The 20,937-nt window shown below is 51.5% G+C and carries 20 protein-coding genes; 5 read left to right on the top strand and 15 right to left on the bottom strand.

Annotated features, from left to right (window positions below):
* Positions 1-176: 176 nt before the first annotated feature.
* Positions 177-1,097, top strand: a complete 921-nt coding sequence (locus tag KNP74_RS11870; protein WP_251130175.1) for an EAL domain-containing protein — start codon at positions 177-179, stop codon at positions 1,095-1,097.
* A gap of 39 nt (positions 1,098-1,136) precedes the next feature.
* On the opposite strand, the gene KNP74_RS11875 is transcribed toward KNP74_RS11870, so the two are convergent.
* Complete coding sequence (locus KNP74_RS11875; RefSeq protein WP_161787553.1) at positions 1,137-1,280, bottom strand: hypothetical protein; 144 nt, start codon at positions 1,278-1,280, stop codon at positions 1,137-1,139.
* Positions 1,281-1,412: 132 nt separating this feature from the next.
* Between KNP74_RS11875 and cls the strand changes: the two genes are divergently transcribed.
* A complete protein-coding gene (gene cls / locus KNP74_RS11880) occupies positions 1,413-2,942 on the top strand; it encodes a cardiolipin synthase (protein WP_214764383.1) in 1,530 nt (509 codons plus the stop codon).
* On the opposite strand, the gene KNP74_RS11885 is transcribed toward cls, so the two are convergent.
* From KNP74_RS11885 to ypfJ, 9 genes are all read right to left on the bottom strand, one after another.
* Complete coding sequence (locus KNP74_RS11885; protein WP_214764384.1) at positions 2,918-3,451, bottom strand: TVP38/TMEM64 family protein; 534 nt, start codon at positions 3,449-3,451, stop codon at positions 2,918-2,920. The two genes, cls and KNP74_RS11885, sit on opposite strands and share 25 nt — an antisense overlap.
* Positions 3,452-3,509: 58 nt before the next feature.
* Complete coding sequence (locus KNP74_RS11890) at positions 3,510-4,772, bottom strand: dicarboxylate/amino acid:cation symporter (RefSeq protein ID WP_138858736.1); 1,263 nt, start codon at positions 4,770-4,772, stop codon at positions 3,510-3,512.
* A 157-nt stretch (positions 4,773-4,929) separates the two neighbouring features.
* Positions 4,930-5,433 carry a YwhD family protein gene (locus tag KNP74_RS11895; RefSeq protein WP_214764385.1) on the bottom strand — a complete coding sequence of 168 codons (504 nt, stop codon included), beginning with the start codon at positions 5,431-5,433 and terminating at the stop codon, positions 4,930-4,932.
* Between the two features lie 57 nt (positions 5,434-5,490).
* Positions 5,491-6,543: a DUF871 domain-containing protein gene (locus KNP74_RS11900; RefSeq protein ID WP_214764386.1), complete on the bottom strand. Its 1,053-nt coding sequence runs from the start codon at positions 6,541-6,543 to the stop codon at positions 5,491-5,493.
* A 54-nt stretch (positions 6,544-6,597) separates the two neighbouring features.
* The gene (locus KNP74_RS11905) at positions 6,598-7,971 is read right to left on the bottom strand and encodes a PTS transporter subunit EIIC (RefSeq protein ID WP_138858734.1); all 1,374 of its coding nucleotides are present in this window, start codon (positions 7,969-7,971) and stop codon (positions 6,598-6,600) included.
* 12 nt (positions 7,972-7,983) lie between these two features.
* The gene (gene murQ / locus KNP74_RS11910; protein ID WP_138858733.1) at positions 7,984-8,877 is read right to left on the bottom strand and encodes an N-acetylmuramic acid 6-phosphate etherase; all 894 of its coding nucleotides are present in this window, start codon (positions 8,875-8,877) and stop codon (positions 7,984-7,986) included.
* Positions 8,878-9,021: 144 nt separating this feature from the next.
* On the bottom strand, positions 9,022-9,477 hold the full coding sequence (locus tag KNP74_RS11915; RefSeq protein ID WP_138858732.1) for a GNAT family N-acetyltransferase: 456 nt from the start codon (positions 9,475-9,477) through the stop codon (positions 9,022-9,024).
* Positions 9,474-10,322 (bottom strand): MurR/RpiR family transcriptional regulator, encoded by an 849-nt coding sequence (locus tag KNP74_RS11920; protein ID WP_034779356.1) that lies wholly within the window; start codon positions 10,320-10,322, stop codon positions 9,474-9,476. Before KNP74_RS11920 ends, KNP74_RS11915 begins: the two co-directional genes overlap by 4 nt.
* A 107-nt stretch (positions 10,323-10,429) precedes the next feature.
* On the bottom strand, positions 10,430-11,284 hold the full coding sequence (gene ypfJ, locus KNP74_RS11925) for a KPN_02809 family neutral zinc metallopeptidase (protein WP_138858731.1): 855 nt from the start codon (positions 11,282-11,284) through the stop codon (positions 10,430-10,432).
* Positions 11,285-11,448: 164 nt separating this feature from the next.
* Between ypfJ and KNP74_RS11930 the strand changes: the two genes are divergently transcribed.
* Positions 11,449-11,637, top strand: a complete 189-nt coding sequence (locus tag KNP74_RS11930) for a 2-hydroxymuconate tautomerase (protein ID WP_138858730.1) — start codon at positions 11,449-11,451, stop codon at positions 11,635-11,637.
* Positions 11,638-11,689: 52 nt separating this feature from the next.
* On the opposite strand, the gene KNP74_RS11935 is transcribed toward KNP74_RS11930, so the two are convergent.
* The 3 genes from KNP74_RS11935 to KNP74_RS11945 form a co-directional block, all read right to left on the bottom strand.
* Positions 11,690-12,001, bottom strand: a complete 312-nt coding sequence (locus KNP74_RS11935) for a hypothetical protein (RefSeq protein WP_138858729.1) — start codon at positions 11,999-12,001, stop codon at positions 11,690-11,692.
* 132 nt (positions 12,002-12,133) lie between these two features.
* Positions 12,134-13,720 (bottom strand): Na/Pi cotransporter family protein, encoded by a 1,587-nt coding sequence (locus KNP74_RS11940; protein WP_138858728.1) that lies wholly within the window; start codon positions 13,718-13,720, stop codon positions 12,134-12,136.
* A gap of 23 nt (positions 13,721-13,743) precedes the next feature.
* Complete coding sequence (locus tag KNP74_RS11945) at positions 13,744-15,039, bottom strand: HD domain-containing protein (RefSeq protein ID WP_138858727.1); 1,296 nt, start codon at positions 15,037-15,039, stop codon at positions 13,744-13,746.
* A gap of 100 nt (positions 15,040-15,139) precedes the next feature.
* Here KNP74_RS11945 and KNP74_RS11950 point away from each other — a divergent pair, with 100 nt between their 5' ends.
* Both KNP74_RS11950 and KNP74_RS11955 read left to right on the top strand, forming a co-directional pair.
* Positions 15,140-15,988 carry a lipoate--protein ligase family protein gene (locus KNP74_RS11950; RefSeq protein WP_138858726.1) on the top strand — a complete coding sequence of 283 codons (849 nt, stop codon included), beginning with the start codon at positions 15,140-15,142 and terminating at the stop codon, positions 15,986-15,988.
* 4 nt (positions 15,989-15,992) lie between these two features.
* Positions 15,993-16,841 carry a DegV family protein gene (locus tag KNP74_RS11955; RefSeq protein ID WP_138858725.1) on the top strand — a complete coding sequence of 283 codons (849 nt, stop codon included), beginning with the start codon at positions 15,993-15,995 and terminating at the stop codon, positions 16,839-16,841.
* Positions 16,842-17,112: 271 nt separating this feature from the next.
* On the opposite strand, the gene KNP74_RS11960 is transcribed toward KNP74_RS11955, so the two are convergent.
* Together KNP74_RS11960 and KNP74_RS11965 are read right to left on the bottom strand one after the other, a co-directional pair.
* Complete coding sequence (locus tag KNP74_RS11960; protein ID WP_138858724.1) at positions 17,113-18,603, bottom strand: DNA/RNA helicase domain-containing protein; 1,491 nt, start codon at positions 18,601-18,603, stop codon at positions 17,113-17,115.
* A gap of 138 nt (positions 18,604-18,741) precedes the next feature.
* Positions 18,742-20,691: a glycoside hydrolase family 3 protein gene (locus tag KNP74_RS11965; protein ID WP_138858723.1), complete on the bottom strand. Its 1,950-nt coding sequence runs from the start codon at positions 20,689-20,691 to the stop codon at positions 18,742-18,744.
* Between the last annotated feature and the right edge of the window lie 246 nt (positions 20,692-20,937).

Consider the following 20,937-nt stretch of genomic DNA (forward strand, 5'->3'; position numbering starts at 1 on the left):
GTTCGTATGCGAGTGGCGTTTTGAGGCGCTTCTTATTCATACGATAGGAAGTATACAAAAACTGTACCCATTTTGCACGATTTTTTTATTTATTTACCTCGATGTGTGAGTTTTAGGTGAGTTTTGTCCGATAAACTGATTAAAGAGTATTTCGATTATTTGAAAGGAGGGATCCTATGTGGTCTCCTTGTACCGCCTGCTCCACGACCATCCCATTTTTTGAACGGGGCCTCGTCGTCGTCAATGACAAGCCCCACCCGTACGACTCGTTTGACGAATTGACGGAACACCTCGCCGCCGTCGAGGAAGACGTATACTGTGTCGACCCGGGCACAAAACGCCAGACCGCCGTCGTCTCGGCGAGCGACCTGCTCGAACAAATCGCCAACCGCGACACGATCGAATTGATTCAACACGGTGACTTCGAGAGCCACTTGCAACCGATCATCCATCTCGACACCGGAGAACGGTTCGGCTACGAGGCTCTTCTCAGAAGCCAGAACAACGTCTCACCGGGCGAACTGTTCCGGGCCGCGAACCGATTCGGGCTTCACTCGAAGCTAGATCAACGTGCTCGCGCCGAAGCGATCAAAGCGACGTATCACGCCGTCGAGCCGCACGAGAAGACGTTCATCAACTTCTTGCCCTCGACGATTTATAACCCAGACTATTGTCTCCAACACACGTTCGAGCTTATCGACCGGTACGGACTCAGTCCTGATCGTTTCATCTTCGAGGTCGTTGAGACGGAGAAAGTCCAAGATGTCGCCCATTTGCAACATGTGTTCTCTACATATAAGAAGCGTGGTATGAAAGTCGCCCTCGATGATGTCGGCGCTGGCTTCTCGACGCTCGATATGTTGAAGCGACTTGAGCCCGACTATGTCAAAATCGACCGGTCGTACATCTCCTTCTGCGACCAAGACGCCGAGAAACGAGCGTTCTTGAAAAACGTACGTCAATTGACACGCTCAATGGGCATCACCATCCTCGCCGAGGGCATCGAACGCCCCGAAGAAGTCGACGTCTGTCGCGAACTCGGGTTCGACCTCGCCCAAGGCTATTACTTCGGTAAACCGTCTCCTTATGCGCTTTGACGCAATGAAGGCCTAGAGCACCCGCTCTAGGCCGTTTTTTTAATCCTCGTCTTCCTCTTCGTCCATATCTTCTTGCATCTCGGTATCTTCGTTGTTCATCGGTTCTTCCTCTGCTCCCCCGCAAGCCCCGAGGATGATGCCCGTCGCCAACAGCGACGCAGCCAATGCACCTTTCTTTTTCATCATGAACACCCCTTTTTACGTTGTGTCGTACAGTACGGTTAATTCCCTCGCGCTTCATGCTGAAACGTTTTTTAGGTTAAGAACGTGTAAACGGTGGAATGAATCTAGTGATGACAACTGAACAGAAAGAAGGTGTACTTGTTGAAACGACGCGTCTGGCAACTCCTCATCATGATTGTACTCGGCATCTTCTTTCTTGGTTTGCTTTACTCAATCGATGGGCTCATCCCGTTCCTAATTGGGGCCGCCCTTCTCATTCCGCTCATCGTCGGCTGGCATATCTTATTTGACCATGTCCAACCGCAGGCCAAGCTCGCCTGGCTGCTCGCCGTCTTGTTCATTCCGTTCCTCGGTGCCCTCGCCTGGGTACTGTTCGGCCGAACACCTCGACGACACCGACGCATCAAACGGACCTCGACCGAGATTCGGATGTTCCGGCAAGCAATCGAGGCCGAACGGATCGAGACGGCAAACGACGTGTCGGATCGCTTTCCTCTCACGCGCACACTCGAGAAGCTCGGCGCGACCGGTGCGGATGGTCACACGTCGACGAAACTGCTCGTCAACGGCGAGGAAAAATTCGATGCGGTGATTAAAGATATCGAGCAAGCGACCCATCATATCCACGTCCAATATTATCTATTCCGGACCGATGAAATCTCGCTCAAGATTCGTGACGCTCTCATTAAACGATCCAACGAGAATGTCACCGTCCGTTTTTTGTATGACGGCCTCGGCAGTCAAGAGATTAGCGAAGCGTTTCTCGAACCGCTCCGCAAGTCCCGCGTCCACGTCGAAGCGTTCGACCCGGTCGTCCACCCGCTCCTCGTCTTTAACGCCAACTTCCGCAACCATCAAAAGTTGATCGTCATCGATGGGCGAATCGCTTACACCGGCGGACTGAACGTCGGGGATGAATATCTCGGGAAACATAAAAAACTTGGATTTTGGCGTGATACCCATCTGCGCCTCGAAGGACCGCTCGTCCGGGAACTTCAGCGTTTGTTCGTCGAGAATTGGCTGTATGCCGGTCATGAAGACGATACAGAACGCTGGGACTTGTTCGCCGACAGCAAACATTTGCCAGAATACTTCATCGACGACCCGCAACCGGATAACGGGGCGACCCAGCTACTCGTCACGTCTCCTGGAAAAGATGTCACAATCCGAGACGGGCTCATTACGCTTTTGATGGAGGCGAAGGAGTCGATTTGGATCACGACACCATATTTAATTCCGCCTCCCGAGTTGCTCGCGCTGTTAGAAGTCGCCGGCCGGCGTGGCATCGATGTGCGAATCGTCGTCCCCGGAAAAGGAGACGAATGGTTCAGCTTCCATGCGACCGAATATTATTTCGAACAACTGCTCAAACGGAACATTCGGATTTATAAATACAATCGCCATTTCATCCATGCAAAAACCGTCCTCATCGATGGCAAGATTGCGCTCGTCGGGACGGCTAACTTTGATTTTAGGAGCATGTATTTGAACCACGAGATGACAATCGCCCAGTATGAGACGTCGTCCATCCAACAGCTGCAAGAAGCGTTCTTGAAAGACTTTGATGAGTCGATTCTCATCGACTGGTCAATGCTTCGCAAGAAATCGAGCGGCAAACGTTTCATCGAAGCGTTCTGTCATATCTTCTCGCCACTCCTTTGAGACACACGCCAAACCGCATACAGGACGATGAGCAACGCGATGAGACCGAGTTGCCAACCCGCGGCCACGTGTAAGACCGCCGCGACCGCGAGCGCCTCGATCAACAATGCCGGCACTTTCCCAATCATGCTCGCTACGGCGAAGGACGGGAGCGACATTCGGCTGAACGCGGCCGACAGCGTGACGAGTCCGGACGGGACGAACGGCATCAGTCTCAGCCCGAGGACAAGAAACCATGCCTCAACGCCATCTGCTTCGCGGAGCCGTTTCAAACGCTCCCCATCCGATGACGTGAACCGGTGGAGCGCTTTGCGATAAAGAATAAAACTGAGCACAGCGCCCACGGCCTCGCCGACGATAGAGACGGCGACGCCCGGTCCAAATCCTAGCAGTTGCACGTTCAGTGCCGTCAAAAATGCGCTCGGTAATATACCGGCGACGGCGATGAGCATATTCAACAAGATACTGATCACAACAAACAACGGGATCGGCAAAGCTGCCCATTCCATACAATTCCCTCACTTCATGTGAAAAGGCCGGCCCGTCAACGACGGGTCAGCCTTTTGTTTATTTTGCTTCGACTTCATCCCACGCGTCTTCGTCGACAGGTGGAAGGTGTTTCTCTTCAAGTTTCGAGACAACGACCGCGCATGTCGCGTCGCCGGTAATGTTGACCGACGTCCGGAGCATGTCGAGAATACGGTCGACACCGATGATCAGGGCAATCCCTTCGACCGGTAAGTTAACCGACTGCAAGACGAGCGCGAGCATGATGAGCCCGACACCAGGTACACCCGCCGTCCCGATTGAGGCGAGTACCGCTGTGATGACGACCGTCACGAGTTCGGTCATCGTCAAATCAGCAGCGAATACTTGGGCGATGAAAATCGTCGCGACCCCTTGCATGATCGCCGTCCCGTCCATGTTCACCGTCGCGCCGAGCGGCTGAACGAATGAGGAGATGGAACGCGGCACGCCGAGTTTCTTCTGGGCGAGTTCCATCGATACAGGGAGCGTCGCGTTCGAAGACGACGTCGAAAACGCGAGCGTGATCGCTTCGTAGAAGTTTTTAAAGAAGAAGACCGGACTCATCTTCCCGAGCAGGACGAGCGCCCCGCCGTAGACGAGTACCGAGTGTAAAAATAGCGTCAAGACGACCGCGAACATATACCACGCCATCGCTTTGACAGCATCGAAACCGATCCCTCCGATGGCCGAGGCGATCAAAGCGAACGCGCCGTATGGGGCGAGCTTCATGACCAAGTGAATCAAGTGCATCATGATGCGGTCGCCTTGTTTGACGAAACGGCGCCACGTTTTGGCCCGTTCGCCGAGAGCGATCATCGCAAATCCGATGAGAGCCGCAAAGACGATGATTTGAAGCATGTTGCCTTCAGCGAGCGCTTGAATCGGGTTCGTCGGAATCATGTTGACGAATGTCTGCACGATGTTTGACGACTCTTCAGCCGCACCCGATTCGAATTCAAGGTTTGCCGTTTGGAAGTCACCACGTTCTCCCGGTTTGATGACCGAAGCGACACCCATCGCCAAGATGATGGCGAGCGCTGTCGTCGTCAAGAAGAAGAGGAGCGCCTTCGATCCGACCCGCCCGAGCTCTTTCGGGTCCCCGAGACCCATGACGCCGAGAATGATCGAGAAGAAGACGATCGGAACGACCAGCATTTTAATCAAGTTCAAAAATACAGTACCGACTGGGGAAAGGATATACGTATTGACGATGTCATATACGTTACCGGACAGACCGGCGAGCCCTAGCCCGACAAGGACCCCTAAGGCGAGACCAATTAAAATTTTCTTCGTTTCACTCATCGTGTCACCCTTTCTTTTTTGCACAGTGCGTTTAGTATAGCATAATGCTGAATATTCATACAATTACGGTGAAATCACAACATCATAACAAGTTCATATTCCCATCTTCACTTGAACGAAAACAAAAAAGATTGGAGACCAAAACGGTCCAATCTTTTCACTCGGCATCGAGACGCGCAAGTTCGGTTTGAAGTTCGGTCGATTGCTCCCAAATCTCAGGACGATGTTCTTTCAAAAACGCGGCTAGCACGTTGCGTGACGGAGCATCCATCATATCGATGAGAATACGGCCTTTGAGCGATTTGTCCATCTGGTTGACGTGGTACGGCAACAGCTTGTATCCGCGCCGTGCCTCAAGGTCGACCGACATGTCACAGGCCGCGACACCGCCATAATAGAACCCTTCCGGCTTTCGACCGACCGTGACCCAGACGATCCAGTACGGTTTGCTGTTCGGCACCGCTTCCGGATCCGTCAAAAACTTGATGCGTTTCTCGATCGCCGATTTAGCATGCATGGCCCCCATATCGATGACCGCGGTCCCCGCCTCGACATCGATGATGACGGGAGACATATTGTTCAAACTGAGCGAACCGACCCCAAAACCGCCGTGGCCATCGGTCGAATCGTCAGCGACGATGTTAAAATTAATCTCTTTCATAGACTTCCCTCCCTCTCTACTGTACACAAAGACGAGGGAATGTGGCAATCCGGAACGTCAGCACCATTCAATCCGAAACGTCGTACCCGGTCCGATGGCACGGATGAGCGGCCGGTCTGCCTCGATGACCCGGCCGAGAACGTTGACTCGTGCATCAGGCGGAAGATCCCGTTTCGTCATTTGCATCTCGCCGGCATAGCGCCCGTAATCCGCATTATCGACCGTGATCGTCCCAAGCGGACGCGGTCTCGCATCCATCGGTTCAAGCAAGCGGTACCCAGGTCGGCCGTAAGCCCGAGACTCGACCGAGCGGATGACGTCACGGGCCGGATCCATCCGGTTCGTCTGGACGCGATAGAAGGCGGCCTCAATCGTCGTCTCCGCTTCGGCCCGGAGGACGAGCATCCCGTCCGCGTGTGAGGCGAACTGTTCGATCGTCTCGTCGGCAAGTCCCGGATCGCCGATTAAAATGCGGTCGACCGAATCGGCGAGGTCCAAGTAACAAGCGAACGTCGATAACGTTCGATGGTCTTCGAGCGTCGGCAACCGTTCAAACAACGGTCCGCGGAGTGACCCATCTCCCGGGATGAACGCTTGAACGCTCAATCCTTGGCGTTTCAACCAATCGTTCTTGGCATCGAACCAGTTTCGATCAAGCCCCGTCTCTGGGCGCGGATAGAAGTTGTGCCACGCCTCGACGTTGTCCGTCACGAGGCCGTGTTGCTTCATCTCTATGAGTTCCGCTTCAGACAGCGTGCTCGCGTTCAAGGCGACCGTCATCCGGGTCGACAAGTCGGCGACTTGTTTTGGGGTCACGCCGTAATCGACGCGCAGCCCCGTCACGCCCCACTCGGTGAGCGTATGGGCATCGTCCCACGTCTTGCCGAGCGCGGCGAGCGACATCGGTGCGATATCCGCAAACAGCTCCATGTCGAGTTTTCGTGCGAGCGTCCCGAGATCACGGAGCCTTTCCGTATACACCGACGTGTCGTCCTCGGGGATATGCAGTGACGTGAACATCGAGGTGAAGCCAATCTCGCGCATGCGTCCGATCCATATCTTGAACTGCGGTGTGAGCGGTTCGCTCAAATAAACCGATAATCCTTTCATCAGAAAACCCTCCTCATCAAATGAAAAGGCGACTCCAAAGAGCCGCCTCGGTTGTTAAATCCCGTCTGCCATCTCTTCTTTGAAGCCGAAGAAATACGTGAAGATGAAGCCAGCCGTATACGAAATGACAAGACCTGCGATGTACGTCAAGTACATGCCGTTGTCGATGAGCGGTGTGAGCGAGAGACCCGAGACCCCAATCCCGAGTGCTGCCGTCTTCATCGTCGCTTGGAAGGCACCGCCGACCGCGGCCCCCATACAAGCCGTCAAGAACGGACGACCGAGCGGAAGCGTGACCCCGTAGAGGAGCGGTTCACCGATGCCAAGGAATCCGACCGGGATCGCCCCTTTGATGATGTTACGGAGACGTTGGTTGCGCGTCTTCACAAAGATAGCAAGTGCTGCCCCGACTTGTCCGGCCCCGGCCATCGCCAAGATCGGCAAGAGTGCCGTGTTACCGACCGTGTTGAGCAACTCCAAGTGAATCGGTGTGAGTCCGTGGTGCAATCCGACCATGACGAGCGGTAAGAAGAATCCAGCAAGAACAGCCCCTGCGACCGGTCCACCGACTTCGAGCACGGCGTTAAGACCTTGCATGATACCGTCCGACAACACGCCTGCGACCGGCATAATCGCATAGAGCGCCGTGAAACCGACGACGAGTACCGTAAGAAGCGGTGTGAAAATGATATCAACCGCTGTCGGCATGAAGCGACGGACATGTTTCTCGATGTACGTCATGAGCCAAGCGGCAAAGATGACCCCGAACAGTCCACCCCGCCCGACGACGAGCGGTTCCCCATAAATGGTGATGTCCGCGAGCACCGGGTTGAAGAGGATCCCCCCGGCGATGGCACCGAGTACCGGCGTCCCGCCGAACTCTTTTGCCGTATTCCAACCGACGAGAATGGCGAGGTAGGCGAATACCGTGCTACCGAGCAACAAGAGGATTTGCATCCACGTTTCCGTCGGGTCGACCCCGGCGTTCTTCGCGAAGTTGGCTCCTCCGTTAATGATACCTGAAGCGACAAGTCCTGGAATGAGCGGAATGAAAATATTCCCTAAGCGACGCAAGAAGCGCTTGAACGGCGACTTCTGTTTGTCTTTCACTTTTTGACGTTCGATGGCGGCCCGTTCGTCCGGAGTCAAGTTCGCGTCGACCGATTCTTCTCCGATGGCGAGCCCCGTCTCACGACTGAGATGGTCCGCCACGCGGTTGACCGTCCCCGGGCCAACGACGATTTGCAACGTCTCATCATCGATGACACCCATGACACCATCGATTTGTTTCAAGGCGGCAAGATCCGCTTTCGTCGGATCCTTGAGCGCCAAACGCACACGTGTCATACAGTGCGCGAGTTGACGAATGTTGTCTTTCCCCCCGACATGCTCGAGTATCGCATGCGCAAGAACCTCTTCTTTCTTCATCTCGAATCCCCCTTATAGTGCGTCACGGACGAATCCGTTCGCACGCTCTAATCGCTCGACTGCCTCCGCATGCGGGACATCGGCTAAAATCATGACGATCGCCGTCTTGACGTGCCCACCGGATGAATCAAAATAACGCGCGGCCGTCTGTTCGTCGACCCCTGTCGCTTCCGCAATCATCCGTTTGGCCCGCACTTCCAACTTCTCGTTCGTCGGCTGCACGTCGACCATCAGGTTTTGATACACTTTCCCTACTCCAATCATCGACGCCGTCGAAATCATGTTGAGGACGAGTTTTTGCGCCGTCCCTGCTTTCAAACGGGTCGAACCGGTCAACACTTCCGGTCCCGTCTCGACCTCAATTTTATACTCGGCGTGGTCGCTGATTTTTGATCCTTTGTTACATGATAACGCAGCTGTCGTCGCCCCGACTTCACGGGCGTAATCGAGCCCGCCGATGACGTACGGTGTCCGGCCGCTCGCGGCGATTCCGACGACCGTGTCCTTCTCGTTCAAGTGAAGCGCTTTCAAATCGTTGACTGCCAAATCCTTGCTGTCTTCTGCTCCCTCGACGGCTTTGATGAGCGCACGCTCGCCTCCGGCGATGAGTCCGACGACCATGTCCGGTGATACGCCGAACGTCGGCACACATTCTGCCGCATCCAAGATACCGAGCCGTCCGCTCGTCCCTGCGCCGATATAAATCAAACGCCCGCCTTGTTTGAAGGATGCGATGGCACGCTTCGTCACTTCGGCAATGACCGATAGCTCTTCTTTAATGACGTGGGGGACCGACTGATCTTCCTCGTTCATCACCGCGAGGAACTCCTCGACCGCCATCTCGTCCAAGTGCATCGTTCGTTCATTCCGTCTTTCAGTAGCCAGTTTGTCTAACATCGCCACCATCCTTTCTTCTCTCTGATTTCATTGTACTAACTTGAAATTAAAAGTCAAATTTATTTAAAAAAATAAGGAAGTAAAATTTCATAAAAGAAATGAGGATGTTACCCATTCCATAGAAAAAGCCCAGCCCATATCGGACCGAGCCCTTCATTCGACCAGTTTCTTCATCACGTGGACGTGGTCGCCCCGTGCCGTGACGGAATCTTTTTCGTACACATAACCTTGTCGTTCCCAAAAGTGATGTGCCCGTTCATTGTGCGGCAAGACTCCGAGCCGAAACACCGTCTGGAAAGGGCGCATATATTCCTGTTCAAGTTGCTCATACAGCCGTTGCGCGACACCGGTACCATGAAATTGCTCGTCGACGACGAACAGGCCGAGCCAGAGCGATCCGTCGACTGGATGTTCTTTCAACAAATCAGCGACCGCGATGACGCCCCCTTCTTCAAACACGAGGCTGACGGTCCCTTCGGCTTCAAAGTCGGTCAAATTCTCGTCTCGAAACGCTTCAGGCGTCTGTCCGTTCAAGCTCGCGAACGCCGACTGCCGCAATAAGAACGTCGCGACCTTGTCGCGCCACGTCGCATCATAGACGTGAATCATCGGCGCAACTTCACCATCTCGTCACGCGCCTCGGCGTAACGGTCAATCAAACTTTCGCCTTTTCGGTGCAACAGACCCATATAGAGCGTATCGATGATCGTCAACTGGGTCATCCGTGACGCGATGCTCGCGATCCGGAAGTCACGTTCGACACTCGGCGTGCAAAGACGGACGTCCGCCTCCCGATAGAGCGGAGATTTATCGAGGTCCGTGATGGCGACGACCGGCACCCCTTTCTTTTTGGCGAAGCGGACGAGTTCGAGTACATCTTTCGTCCGACCCGACGTGCTGATGGCGACAAAGACGTCGTTCGGTCCGAGATGCGGGATGAGTGACAACATGTAATGGAAGTCTTGCGACGTCTGGGCCGCATAGCCGAGCTTTGTGAATTTATATTGCGCGTCATAGGCAGCCGTTGACGAACCGCCGACCCCATAAAACACGACCCGGTTCGCTCGGGCAAACGTATCGATTGCATGCTCGAGCTCACGCTTGTCCATCGCCTCGGCGCACGCCTCGATGGCCATCTTGTTTACATGGATGACTTTTTGAAACGAATCGTACGGTGTGTCTTTCTGCTGTAACACGTTGAAGTCGGTGAGTGTCGTCTCGGTGATGGCCAAGTCTTTGACGAGGGCGAGCTTGAACGCCTTGAAGCTGTCGATGCCGACGACGCGGGCGAACCGGACGATACTCGCCTCTGACACATCCGTCTTTTGAGCAAGTTCTTTCGTCGTCATGTTCGGAACGAGCGTCGAGTGGGTCAAAATATAGTCTGCGATTTTCTTCTCGACAGACGTCATCTCACTTTTAGCGAGTTCGATTTTTTTGAGTAAGGATTCCATCGGGTCATCCCCTTCCTACTTCTAGTTTCTGTTTCCATGATAGCGGATTCTTTCTGCACAAGCCAACTTGGATATGAAAAAGGTCAAGCCGAAGCTTGACCTGATCGTTATAAGTTTTTGGCATTGAACGTATCGCCGCCTTGAATCGTCCCGTTTTGGAACCCTTTGTCGAACCAGCGTTTCCGCTGTTCGGACGTCCCATGGGTGAACGAGTCTGGCGTCACATAGCCGCGTGCCTGTTTTTGAAGCGTGTCATCCCCGATTTGGTGCGCCGCATTCATCGCCTCTTCGACGTCGCCAGCCTCGAGGTAGCCCATGCCTTGGGCGTGGTGGGCCCAGACACCCGCATAATAATCGGCCTGAAGCTCGAAGCGGACCAAATATTTATTGAATTGCGTCTCACTCATTTCGTTACGGAGCGGCATGATCTCATCGGTCGTGCCGAGCAACGTCTGGACGTGGTGGCCGACTTCGTGGGCGACGACATACGCCATCGCGAAGTCACCCGGTGCGTTGAAACGTTGACTGAGTTCATCATAGAAACTTAAATCGATGTATAGTTTTTGGTCACCGGGACAGTAGAATGGTCCGACAGCCGATCCCGCGATACCGCAGGCAGATTCAACTTGGTCTTTATACAAGACGAGCGTCGGTTCCCGATACGTCAATCCGTTCTCTGCGAATATATCGGTCCATACTTCCTCGGTATCCCTTAGCACGACCGACACGAAGTCTGCCATCTCTTCTTCCCGTGCCGACCCTTGGTACGTCTCGGACGACTGTGGTTCGCCGATCCCGATGTTGTTGACAATGTCTGCCGGATTGCCCCCGTTCAGCAACGTGAAGACGATGACCAAGATGAGACCGAAGCCTCCGCCAATCCCGGCAATCCCTTTCCCTCCGACACGTTGTCCCCGTCGATCTTCAACGTTACGACTTGCTTGTCTACCCTTCCATTTCATCAGCCTGTTCCTCCTACGTCTAGTCTGTCTTGTTCATTACCCCGTTTTCACATATTTCGCACCTGCATTTTTTCTTTGTACTGTCCGCTCAATCGATTTTCTGCTTTCCACCCGCCCCACCTTTCACTAGAATGAAAGGGAACGAACTAAAAGGAGGAAATGTTATGCCATACGTAACGGTTAAAATGCTCCCAGGCCGCACGGTCGAACAAAAACGTGCGTTGATTGAAAAAGTGACGGAAGCCGTCTCGGAGACGACGAACGCACCGAAAGAAAACATCACCGTCTTCATCGAAGAAATGGACGCGACGCACTACGGTCAAGCCGGCGTTATGCACGCGGACAAGAAGTAATGATGTAAAAAGAATGCCATGTCCCTGTTGTGGACATGGCATTCTTTTTGCCTCAAAACGGCATTTTATTAGAAATAGTTTTCATAATCAAATCTTCTACGATTGTTTCGACTTTAGTGATTTCTAAAAAGCCGCTCTCATCAATCCGTGGAACCGCATTAGTCTCAAGGAATCTCCAATCATATTGAATCGTTTCTAAATCATTCGCATTGGCAATTTCTTTAGACGTTGCTCTCATTAAAATACGGAATTTATATGGCCAGAGCCCAGTTTTGTGTTTTTGCATGACAAAGTGCTCATTTTGTTGAACATTACTCCAAAAATTCAATCCGCCCATTGTTGAAACAGGTTTTCTAAATGGCATAAAAAATCCTCCTATAATGTCTAATGTATAATCATTATACAAATATAGATGTTAACGATGTATGGATTTTTATTTTTTTGGCATATATTTTCAATTACATAATAAATGTTGGATGTAATTTTACAAATGTGGTCAGTCTTCCAGATTCACTTCAAACCGCTCGCTCGGGACGGTCGGTTTAATGAGATGACGCGTCGCACGCCAAATGTGATAGCCGATTCGGTCGAGCCAGAGGAGAGCTTGCACCTTTTGAATCGTCTGGTCCATCTCAAGCTGATTGGCTGCCGTCTCCTCGAGCAGTTCGGCCCGGTGCGCTTTTCGATATTCGGCAAGCTGTTTCGAGGCTGTCTTCCACTGCCGAGACTCTTCCGGGGGCGTGTGATGGTTGAGCGTCTCCAACATGTCGAGTTCATGCAAGACGAGCTGGCGCGCGACCAGGAAGTCTGTATCCCGAAGGGCGTCGACCGGTTCGACTTCTCGCATGACGAACAGCCACCGCTCCAAATGATCGATTGTATGCAGCAGCGACAAGTGTTGCCCATAGTCATTGCGGCCCCGCCCTTCTTCCAATTGAATCGTGCTCAAAAAGACACGCACGTCCCCGAGCGTCTTCTCCACGAGTTGGAGCTCGTCGTCGCGCTTTCGTCCTTCCGCTAGCAACAGTTTCGTCTCTTTGGCGAGATAGCGCTCGATTTCAATCAACGAGCGTCGGGCCGCTTCGAGCGCGACCGTCGGGATGCGGGCCATGTTCGGGTTCAAGAACCGGGTCAGCTTCTCCGCTCGGCTCGGGACCCACTTCAGCAACCGACGGCTGAACGCCTCGTGGAACGGCAAAAACGTGAACACACCAAGCAGATGGAACGACGTGTGGAACAAGGCGAGCCGCAACAGTTCGTTCCAATTGAGACGGTCGGCCACACCGTTGACGACGCCGAACAAGAGCGGGAAGGTTAGCCAGCCGATAAGTAAAATCGAGCCGTGGACGAGCACGTGCGCCAAGACGATGCGGCGGGCCGACTTCCAACCTCCGATCGACCCGAGCGCGACGACGAGACTTGTCCCGGCACTTTGCCCTAAGACGAGCAGACACGCTTGGGCAAGGGTGACCGTATCGGTCGCGAGCGCCGTCATCGTCAAGACGAGACCGATGCTTGAAGACTGCAATAAAACAGTCATCAACAGGCCCGTACCGAGAAGCGCAAGTTGGTGGAGCGGTGTGTCCGCTTCCCAACTGGCGAACGAGAACGTGACAACTTCCCGCATCGCCTCTTGGAGCGTTCCGATGCCGACAAAAATGAGGCCAAGTCCGACCATGAGCATGCCGATGCGTTTGACGCGCCGCCCAATCAAGCGCAGCGCCATGCCGACCCCGATGAGCGGGAGCAACAGCTCGCGGATATCGACGTTATAACCTAAGAGCGCCACGATCCATCCGGTCGTCGCGCTACCCGCGTTCGCTCCGATGACGAGTGTGAGCGCTTGGGTGAACGTCAGCAGGCCGGCACTGACAAAACTGATTGTCATGAGCGTCGTCACGGTCGAGGACTGAAACAACGTCGTCATCGTCGCTCCGAGAAAGGCACCCGAAACAGGTCCTTCAGCCAAGCGATTCAATCGTTGCCGGAGGCGTTCCCCGGCCATGCTTTTTAACGTATCCGTCAACAGCATCATCCCGAGTAGGAAGATGCCGACTCCCCCGACCAATGTGCCGATTCCCATGGTGTCACTTCCTTTTCAACGATTCAATCGCCTCGTAACGTTGACAACATCCATGTTTTTTCTGATGCGTGATCTTTCAAGTTGAGCAGTACGTCCTCCGGATAATAGATTTTCTCGTCGGACTGTCGTGAGTTTAAAATCGATTGGACGAGCATCGACACTTCCGAAATTTCCCGGCGGTCGCCATCATTCATCTTGAGATAGATGCCTTCGTATGTCCCGTGCCCTTTATACAAATCGTATGGCAATTGGCTGAGCTGATCCTCGAGCAAGTAGTAGCGCGTCGGTAAACCGATTGCCTCCATCGTTGAACGCAAGCGGTCCATATAGCGGACGCGGTTCGCTTCCGGGAAGTTCTTATATTTCAACAAACGACGGTTGACGAAGCGGCTCGCAAGGTCGGCCAAAATCGGGTCCGCCTCATCCATCCATTCCTGAAAATAGAAATAGACGATCGTCTCATCGAGCTTCAAATAATGCTCGAGCGTCATGTCTTCATGGTTAAAAATCGGCAAGAAATGCTTTGGAGTCATCTCGAAAGAATAACCCGATTCGTATAGTTCTTGCGCCCGTTCGAGCACGGCTTTGAGTAATAAATCGCTCGATCGCGTCGCCGGATGCAAGTAAACTTGCCAATACATTTGATAGCGCCGCATGATATAGTCCTCAATCGTATGCATGCCCGACTGTTTGACGACGACTTGGTCCTCATCGGGACGCAACACCCGAAGCATGCGCTCAAGGTCGAACTTACCGTAACTGACACCGGCGAAATGGGCGTCACGGAGCAGATAGTCCATCCGATCGACGTCGAGTTGCGAACTGAGGATATTGACGAGCAAGCGGTTCGGGTGCGTCTTATTGATGATGGCCGCTACTTCTTCCGGGAAGCCGACCCCCATCTCCGACAGCACTTTGTTCACTTCCGTGTCCCCGAGGATGATTCGTTCGGTCCATACTTCGTGACGAACGGCGAAGACGTGCTCGAACGCGTGTGAGAACGGACCGTGTCCGACATCGTGCAGCAGCGCCGCCGCGAGCAACAGCTCCCGGTTGCGGTCATCCCACTCCGGATACTCATGGAACTGATCGATTAGCTGTCGGGCGATTTCGTAGACGCCGAGCGAATGATGGAAACGCGTATGCTCGGCCCCGTGGAACGTCAAAAACGACGTCCCGAGCTGTTTGATGCGCCGCAAGCGCTGAAACTCTTTCGTGTTGATCAATTCCCAGACGAGATGATCGTAGACATATATATAGCGGTGAACCGGATCTTTGAACACTTTCGATCCTGACAATTGACCTCGTGACGTATACATGACGTTGCCCCCTACGTTTCATTAATGATTGGATTCGACTTCTAGCACGTTGTTCCTCCCATGTTATAATGGGAAGGAAATTATTTATTGAAAAGGAATTATGTATATGACCCATCCATTATTACGACAACCGACCTACCGTGTCATTGACCAGTCTTCGCTCGGTCCGGCGTTCCAAGCCGAGCAATCGTTCGCGACGGACGACACGCTCTGTGCGTCGACCGCAACGTCTGGTGCCGTCCTCAGGGCCTGGGTTCATCTAAACACGGTCGTGCTCGGCATTCAAGACGCCCGCCTGCCTCACTTGTCAGACGGCATCCGTTTTCTACATAAACATGGATTCCGTCCCGTCGTGCGAAATTCAGGAGGGCTTGCCGTCGTCTTGGATGAAGACATATTGAACTTATCCCTGATTTTACCTGAAAAAGACGGGATTCAAATCGATAGCGGCTACGAGGCGATGACGTCGCTCATCCAACTCATGTTTCAAGACGTGACGACAGACATTGTCGCTGGCGAAATCGTTGGGTCTTACTGCCCCGGCAGTTTCGACTTATCCATCGGCGGCAAGAAGTTCGCCGGCATCTCACAGCGCCGTGTCCGTGGCGGTGTCGCCGTCCAAATTTATTTGAGCGTCCGCAAGAGCGGGAGCGAACGCGCCACCCTCATCCGTGATTTTTATGAGCGCGCCATCCAAGGCGAAGCGACAAAATTCACCTACCCGGCCATCGTCCCTGAGACGATGGCGTCACTCGAGGACTTGCTCGGTATCCCGCTCACCGTCGATGACGTGTTGCGCCGCGCCTACACCGTCCTTAGTGACGTGAGCCGGCTCATACCTGGCACTCTCGATGCGGAAGAGCAGGCGACGCTCGTGACCCAGCTCGACCGGATGTGGAAGCGCAATGAACCGATCCGTGAGATTGAACAACAATTAATAGAGGAGTGACCGCATGTTTAAAATCATAACCGATACCGGCGCCGATTTGACCCAAGACCAGATCGTCGAGTACGGTCTCGAAATGCTACCGCTCGGTGTCGTCATCGACAACGACGAATTTTTAGACGGTGAGACGATTCAACCAAAAGACGTGTACGACGCGATGCGTGCCGGGAAGACGCCGAAGACGTTCCAAATCGAGGCGGCCCGCCTCGAACAATGTTTCCGTCAACATCTCGAATCGGAAATCCCGTTCCTGTACCTCGCCTTCTCCGGTGAGCTTTCAGGCACCTATCAGACGGCCGTCATGATCGGCAACCTACTTAAAGAAGAATACCCGAACAGCACGTTCCATATTCTTGATACGCGTGCCGCCTCCGTCGGCCAAGGACTGTTTGTCAAGACGGTCGCCGAGTATGGTCAAGACCATACGTACGAAGAGACGGTCGCCTACGCGACGTCGCTCGTCGGCAAAATCCGGCATTTGTTCACGGTCGAATCGCTTGAATATTTGATGCGCGGCGGTCGTGTCTCAAAAGCGAGCGCGTTCATCGGGGATTTGTTGACGATTCTACCGCTTTTGACAGTCGAAGACGGCAAGCTCGTCCCAATCGAGAAGGTGCGCGGTCACAAGAAAGTGTTACGCCGCATCGTCGAATGGATGACCGAGTCGAAACCGCTCGTCGAGGGTGGGCACGTCTTCATCGGCCACGGCGATGATCCAGTCAAAGCCGACCAATTCGAGGCGTTGTTACGGGAACATGTGAACCCAGCGAGCGTCACGAAGACAATCGTCGGTTCGGCCATTGGGGCGCACACAGGCCCAGGCTTGCTCGTCGTCGGTTATTTCGAAATGAAATAAGCTGATATTCATAGATGCGAAATCTGCTTAAATTTACTATTGATAGAATATTGCTTTTCAATTACATTGAATTTAATTTTCACATCTAGTGTTTTTATATCTAAGTATACAAAAACAAGCGCCTTTAAATCTGGTCGCTTGTTTTTGTATACAGCCATATAAATTGAAGTTTAGATTAAAAATATTCATTTTAGACGTCTTTTATAAAACTCCTAAAAAATTATACTAAAAGCGTTTAAAGTTATATTCTGTTAATAACATTTTCTAATACTTATACTTTGACTTCTTTGTTTCCTATCGTAATGTCAGTTATTCTCTTTAGTACATTTGGGTTATCAATTACTACTATCATTAATTTTGTTCTAGCTCTAGTTATCATTTGAAACAACATTTTTACTGGATCATAATAATAACCGTCGCCATATATAGACAAGTTCCCAATTTCATCATAAGAAAAGTGAGAATCGATAACCACCGCAACTTTTTCAAATTCTTGACCAATGACAGTATGCGCCGTATCTTTTTCGAGTTTAAATTCTAGTTTATCGTAGGGGTGAGAATCGTAAAGAGAAGAAGTATAATTTATTATCTTCCATTCTTCTCTCGAGAGAATTGTAAGCTTCCGCTGCGCATGTTCATTTCGTTTGAAATACTGAACAGAAATATTAGGATATTCTATTCGTGTAACAGGTTTAGTAGAATTAAAAAACGATTTAATAAATTCTGCAATTTCATAGTTTGTTCTAATTTTATTTTTGAGTTTATATCGTTTTGGTTTGTAAACTTTATTTATCAAATCCGGAATATTATTATTTATCTCTATACTGCTTAAACACTGATTTTCATCATATGAAAAAATACATTTTACATGTGATGCTTTTATAATTTCATCACAAATTTTTTCCAACTGATTCGTTCTTATTCTTTGTACTTCATCAAATATTATTAAATCATATTCATTAATCTTTTTTCCTTGCCAATTCTTCACCATTGATATTTCCCAATCGTATTCTTGATTTAAATTATGCTGCCCCTCGTTTAGTTTTCCACAATGAAAAATCAGAACTTTTCTTTCATTTTCTTTATACTCTTTGGCAATGTCATATGTAACCAAAGTTTTTCCAGTACCTGCTGCACCTTGAATTGAAAAAAATTTCGTTGTGGAGTCATTTACTATCTCTGATTTGATGTTTACTTGATGATCAGTTAAAAAATAATTACCTGAAATGAACTCTTTAGTAGAGTTAAATGGAGATACTAAATAGTTCGATGGTATGAAAACTTTGTTTAAATCTATGTCTGTATGAACATCACCGTCATTTAGAATGGTTAACAGTTCAGTAAATTGAGCTTCAACTACGTTATCATTTTCGATTTTATATAATTTTTCTTCTTGTTCTACGTATGTATATTGGTAAATTTCTTTTTTTAATGCTGTTAAATAATACTTGTTTCCGAGCAGTTGCTTATGAGTTTTTTCTAAAGTGCTTTGAGATTTTAATTCAATGTTAATAATCTTGTCCTCATAAAATCTAAGGAGATCAAATTCTTTACTAATTTGAGGAATTGTATATCCAACAAAATAATTTTCTAAGATTCTAAATTTATTTGAAAATTTAGCAAGATTTCTAACAAAACTTTTTAATACATTTAATTCACCATTTTTAATTGAAATTCCGAACTGAGATTTGTATGTTTCAAATAAATCAGAAGATAATTCTTCGCTTGCGTCTAACAATGAAATTAAATTAATTGTTTTCAAGATTAAGCTCCTTTTAATAAAATTAATGAAAAAATTCACTATTTTAATACCTGTATCAAAATAGTGAATATAATACAATTATATACATAATTTTGATAAAAAAGTAGCTGGTATCCTAAAAGGAAACCAGCTACTTTTTTATTTATTCCAATTACGGAATCCGTCACCAAACTCGAGGTGCAAGTCGTCGCCGAACACGCCGTTCTCGAACGTCGGTACGTCGACTGGGAGTTTGCCCGTCGGCTTCACTTCACCGAAGATGGCGCGAATGCCGGCCGGGAGGTTCGGACCTGCCGATTTGGCATTGCCCGCCTCTGAGTCCGGTCCGTTCGGGTCACCTTTGAAGCCGTAGATGATGAGCTGGGCCGGTGCGTCCGGTTGAACTGCCACATCGTACGGGTTACGCAGGCTGAGCAAGACTGACTTCTTGCCCGTCTCGTTCGCGTAACGGAACACTTCGGCCGGCACGTAGTTGTCAGCCGACGTCGATTTCAGCTTGGCGCTGTTGTTCACGTTCGAACCGACAATGATATAGTCGGCCGCATCGAGTTTCGCTTTCAAGTCTGGGTTTTGATCTAAGTGTTTCGTCGATGCCGTATAGTTCGCGGCGATGACGTTCACGTCTTTCATGTTGCCGGCGTTCTTCTCGAGCGACTTGATCGTCTTGATCATGCTGTCCGTCTGGTCTTTCGCCGGTGACAAGACGAGGACCGTCTCACCTTTTTTCGGTTTGAACGGAAGCGTCTTGTCGTCGTTCTTCACGAGCGTGACGGCCGCCTCGGCGATTTCACGTTCTTTCGCTTTATGCTCGGCACTGCCGACGACCGCGTTCGCCTCGGCGAGTTTCGCCTCGAGCGTCGTCGTGTCGACCGACTCGTCCCAAATACCACGTTTCGCTTTGAGCGTCAAAATCCGCTCGACCGCTGCATCAATCTTCTCTTCTGACAGGCGTCCGTCCTCGACAGCGCCCATGACGTCTTCAAAAATCGTCTCGAGCTTCACGACGTCCGCGTTCGACCGTAAAATCGTCGGCATGAGCGCGATATCAACGCCCGCATCGAACGTCTTGATGACCGCTTCCGCTTCCGTGAAGTTGTCGGCGATCGCCTGCATGTTCAAGGCGTCCGTGATGACGATGCCGTCGTAGCCCATGTCTTCCCGTAACACGCCCGTGATGACGTCATCCGAGAGCGTCGCCGGGAGCGGGAACGTGCCGCGCGGTGAGTTGACGACCTCATCCTCGATTTGCGGCATCCCGATGTGTGCCGTCATGATCATGTCGATGCCTTCCGTGATGGCCCGTTTGAACGGTAACAGTTCGAGCCCACGCAAGTCTTCGAGCGACTTGTCAACAATCGGAAGTCCGTAATGCGAGTCGACCGCCGTGTCACCATGACCCGGGAAATGCTTCGCCGTCGCAGCGACACCCTGGTCTTGAATCCCTTGCGTCATCGCCGAGCCGAGCTCGCCGACGAGTTCCGGGTCACTCGAGAACGAGCGGACGCCGATGACCGGGTTGGCCGGGTTGTTGTTGACGTCTAGTACCGGACCGAAGTTGACGTTCACCCCGAGAGCGTTCAACTCCGAACCGATGATATTCCCCGCGTCGTATGCGTACTGGCTGCTCCGTGTCGCCCCGAGCGCCATGTTACCCGGCAAGTTCGTGCCCGTGCCAAGCCGTGTCACGATCCCACCCTCTTGGTCAATCGTGATGAAGAGCGGTATATCGTTGCTTTCGTCTTGTTTGACGACTTCTTGGAGGTCGTGGACGAGTTTCGTCGTCTGTTCGGTCTCGGTCACGTTTTCCGCGAACAAGATGACACCCCCGAGGTCAAACCGATCGACGACCCGCGCCACGTCTGTCGCGAGTGCCGTATGGTTCGCCCCGTTCCATAATCGGAAGTCTGGCATGATCATTTGGCCGAGCTTTTGTTCAAGCGTCATCGAATCGAGCTTGGCGTCGACACGCTGCTCAATCGACGGGGCCGGCGTCTCCTCTGCCACGACCGCGTTCGCCATCGGGACCGATGAGACGAGTAGTGCTGTCGTTAGCCCCAGTGTCGCCGTCCAGTTCAGTGCTTTGTTCATGTTTTCCCCACTCCTTTTTGAAAGTTTCCCCGACCCCCAAACAAAAAGGCATGGAGGAAGAAGCGTTGCCTCACCAACGCTCGTTCACCCCATGCCTGATCGTATCAGTTACATATGGTCCTTATTCAGGTGGTCAACGTCAGTATAGCAATTCAAAAAATGGGAAACAACACTTCACGTGAAAGCGTAACCATTTTGAAATATATGTTCTGTTTTGACACACAGCTGACCTGTATTGGCAAAGCC

The organism is Exiguobacterium sp. s141, from assembly GCF_018618085.1.
Lineage (GTDB): Bacteria > Bacillota > Bacilli > Exiguobacteriales > Exiguobacteriaceae > Exiguobacterium > Exiguobacterium mexicanum_A.

Bases quoted from the DNA above. Each gene is read 5' to 3' on its own strand.
- KNP74_RS11950 (WP_138858726.1), top strand. From the start codon at position 15,140: ATGTATATGACCCATCCATTATTACGACAACCGACCTACCGTGTCATT.
- KNP74_RS11885 (WP_214764384.1), bottom strand. From the start codon at position 3,451: ATGGAATGGGCAGCTTTGCCGATCCCGTTGTTTGTTGTGATCAGTATC.
- KNP74_RS11930 (WP_138858730.1), top strand. From the start codon at position 11,449: ATGCCATACGTAACGGTTAAAATGCTCCCAGGCCGCACGGTCGAACAA.
- ypfJ (WP_138858731.1), bottom strand. From the start codon at position 11,284: ATGAAATGGAAGGGTAGACAAGCAAGTCGTAACGTTGAAGATCGACGG.
- murQ (WP_138858733.1), bottom strand. From the start codon at position 8,877: ATGGTGGCGATGTTAGACAAACTGGCTACTGAAAGACGGAATGAACGA.
- KNP74_RS11905 (WP_138858734.1), bottom strand. From the start codon at position 7,971: ATGAAGAAAGAAGAGGTTCTTGCGCATGCGATACTCGAGCATGTCGGG.
- KNP74_RS11875 (WP_161787553.1), bottom strand. From the start codon at position 1,280: ATGAAAAAGAAAGGTGCATTGGCTGCGTCGCTGTTGGCGACGGGCATC.
- KNP74_RS11870 (WP_251130175.1), top strand. From the start codon at position 177: ATGTGGTCTCCTTGTACCGCCTGCTCCACGACCATCCCATTTTTTGAA.
- KNP74_RS11920 (WP_034779356.1), bottom strand. From the start codon at position 10,322: ATGGAATCCTTACTCAAAAAAATCGAACTCGCTAAAAGTGAGATGACG.
- KNP74_RS11915 (WP_138858732.1), bottom strand. From the start codon at position 9,477: ATGATTCACGTCTATGATGCGACGTGGCGCGACAAGGTCGCGACGTTC.
- KNP74_RS11945 (WP_138858727.1), bottom strand. From the start codon at position 15,039: ATGTATACGTCACGAGGTCAATTGTCAGGATCGAAAGTGTTCAAAGAT.
- KNP74_RS11940 (WP_138858728.1), bottom strand. From the start codon at position 13,720: ATGGGAATCGGCACATTGGTCGGGGGAGTCGGCATCTTCCTACTCGGG.
- KNP74_RS11935 (WP_138858729.1), bottom strand. From the start codon at position 12,001: ATGCCATTTAGAAAACCTGTTTCAACAATGGGCGGATTGAATTTTTGG.
- KNP74_RS11895 (WP_214764385.1), bottom strand. From the start codon at position 5,433: ATGAAAGAGATTAATTTTAACATCGTCGCTGACGATTCGACCGATGGC.
- KNP74_RS11955 (WP_138858725.1), top strand. From the start codon at position 15,993: ATGTTTAAAATCATAACCGATACCGGCGCCGATTTGACCCAAGACCAG.
- KNP74_RS11890 (WP_138858736.1), bottom strand. From the start codon at position 4,772: ATGAGTGAAACGAAGAAAATTTTAATTGGTCTCGCCTTAGGGGTCCTT.
- KNP74_RS11900 (WP_214764386.1), bottom strand. From the start codon at position 6,543: ATGAAAGGATTATCGGTTTATTTGAGCGAACCGCTCACACCGCAGTTC.
- KNP74_RS11965 (WP_138858723.1), bottom strand. From the start codon at position 20,691: ATGAACAAAGCACTGAACTGGACGGCGACACTGGGGCTAACGACAGCA.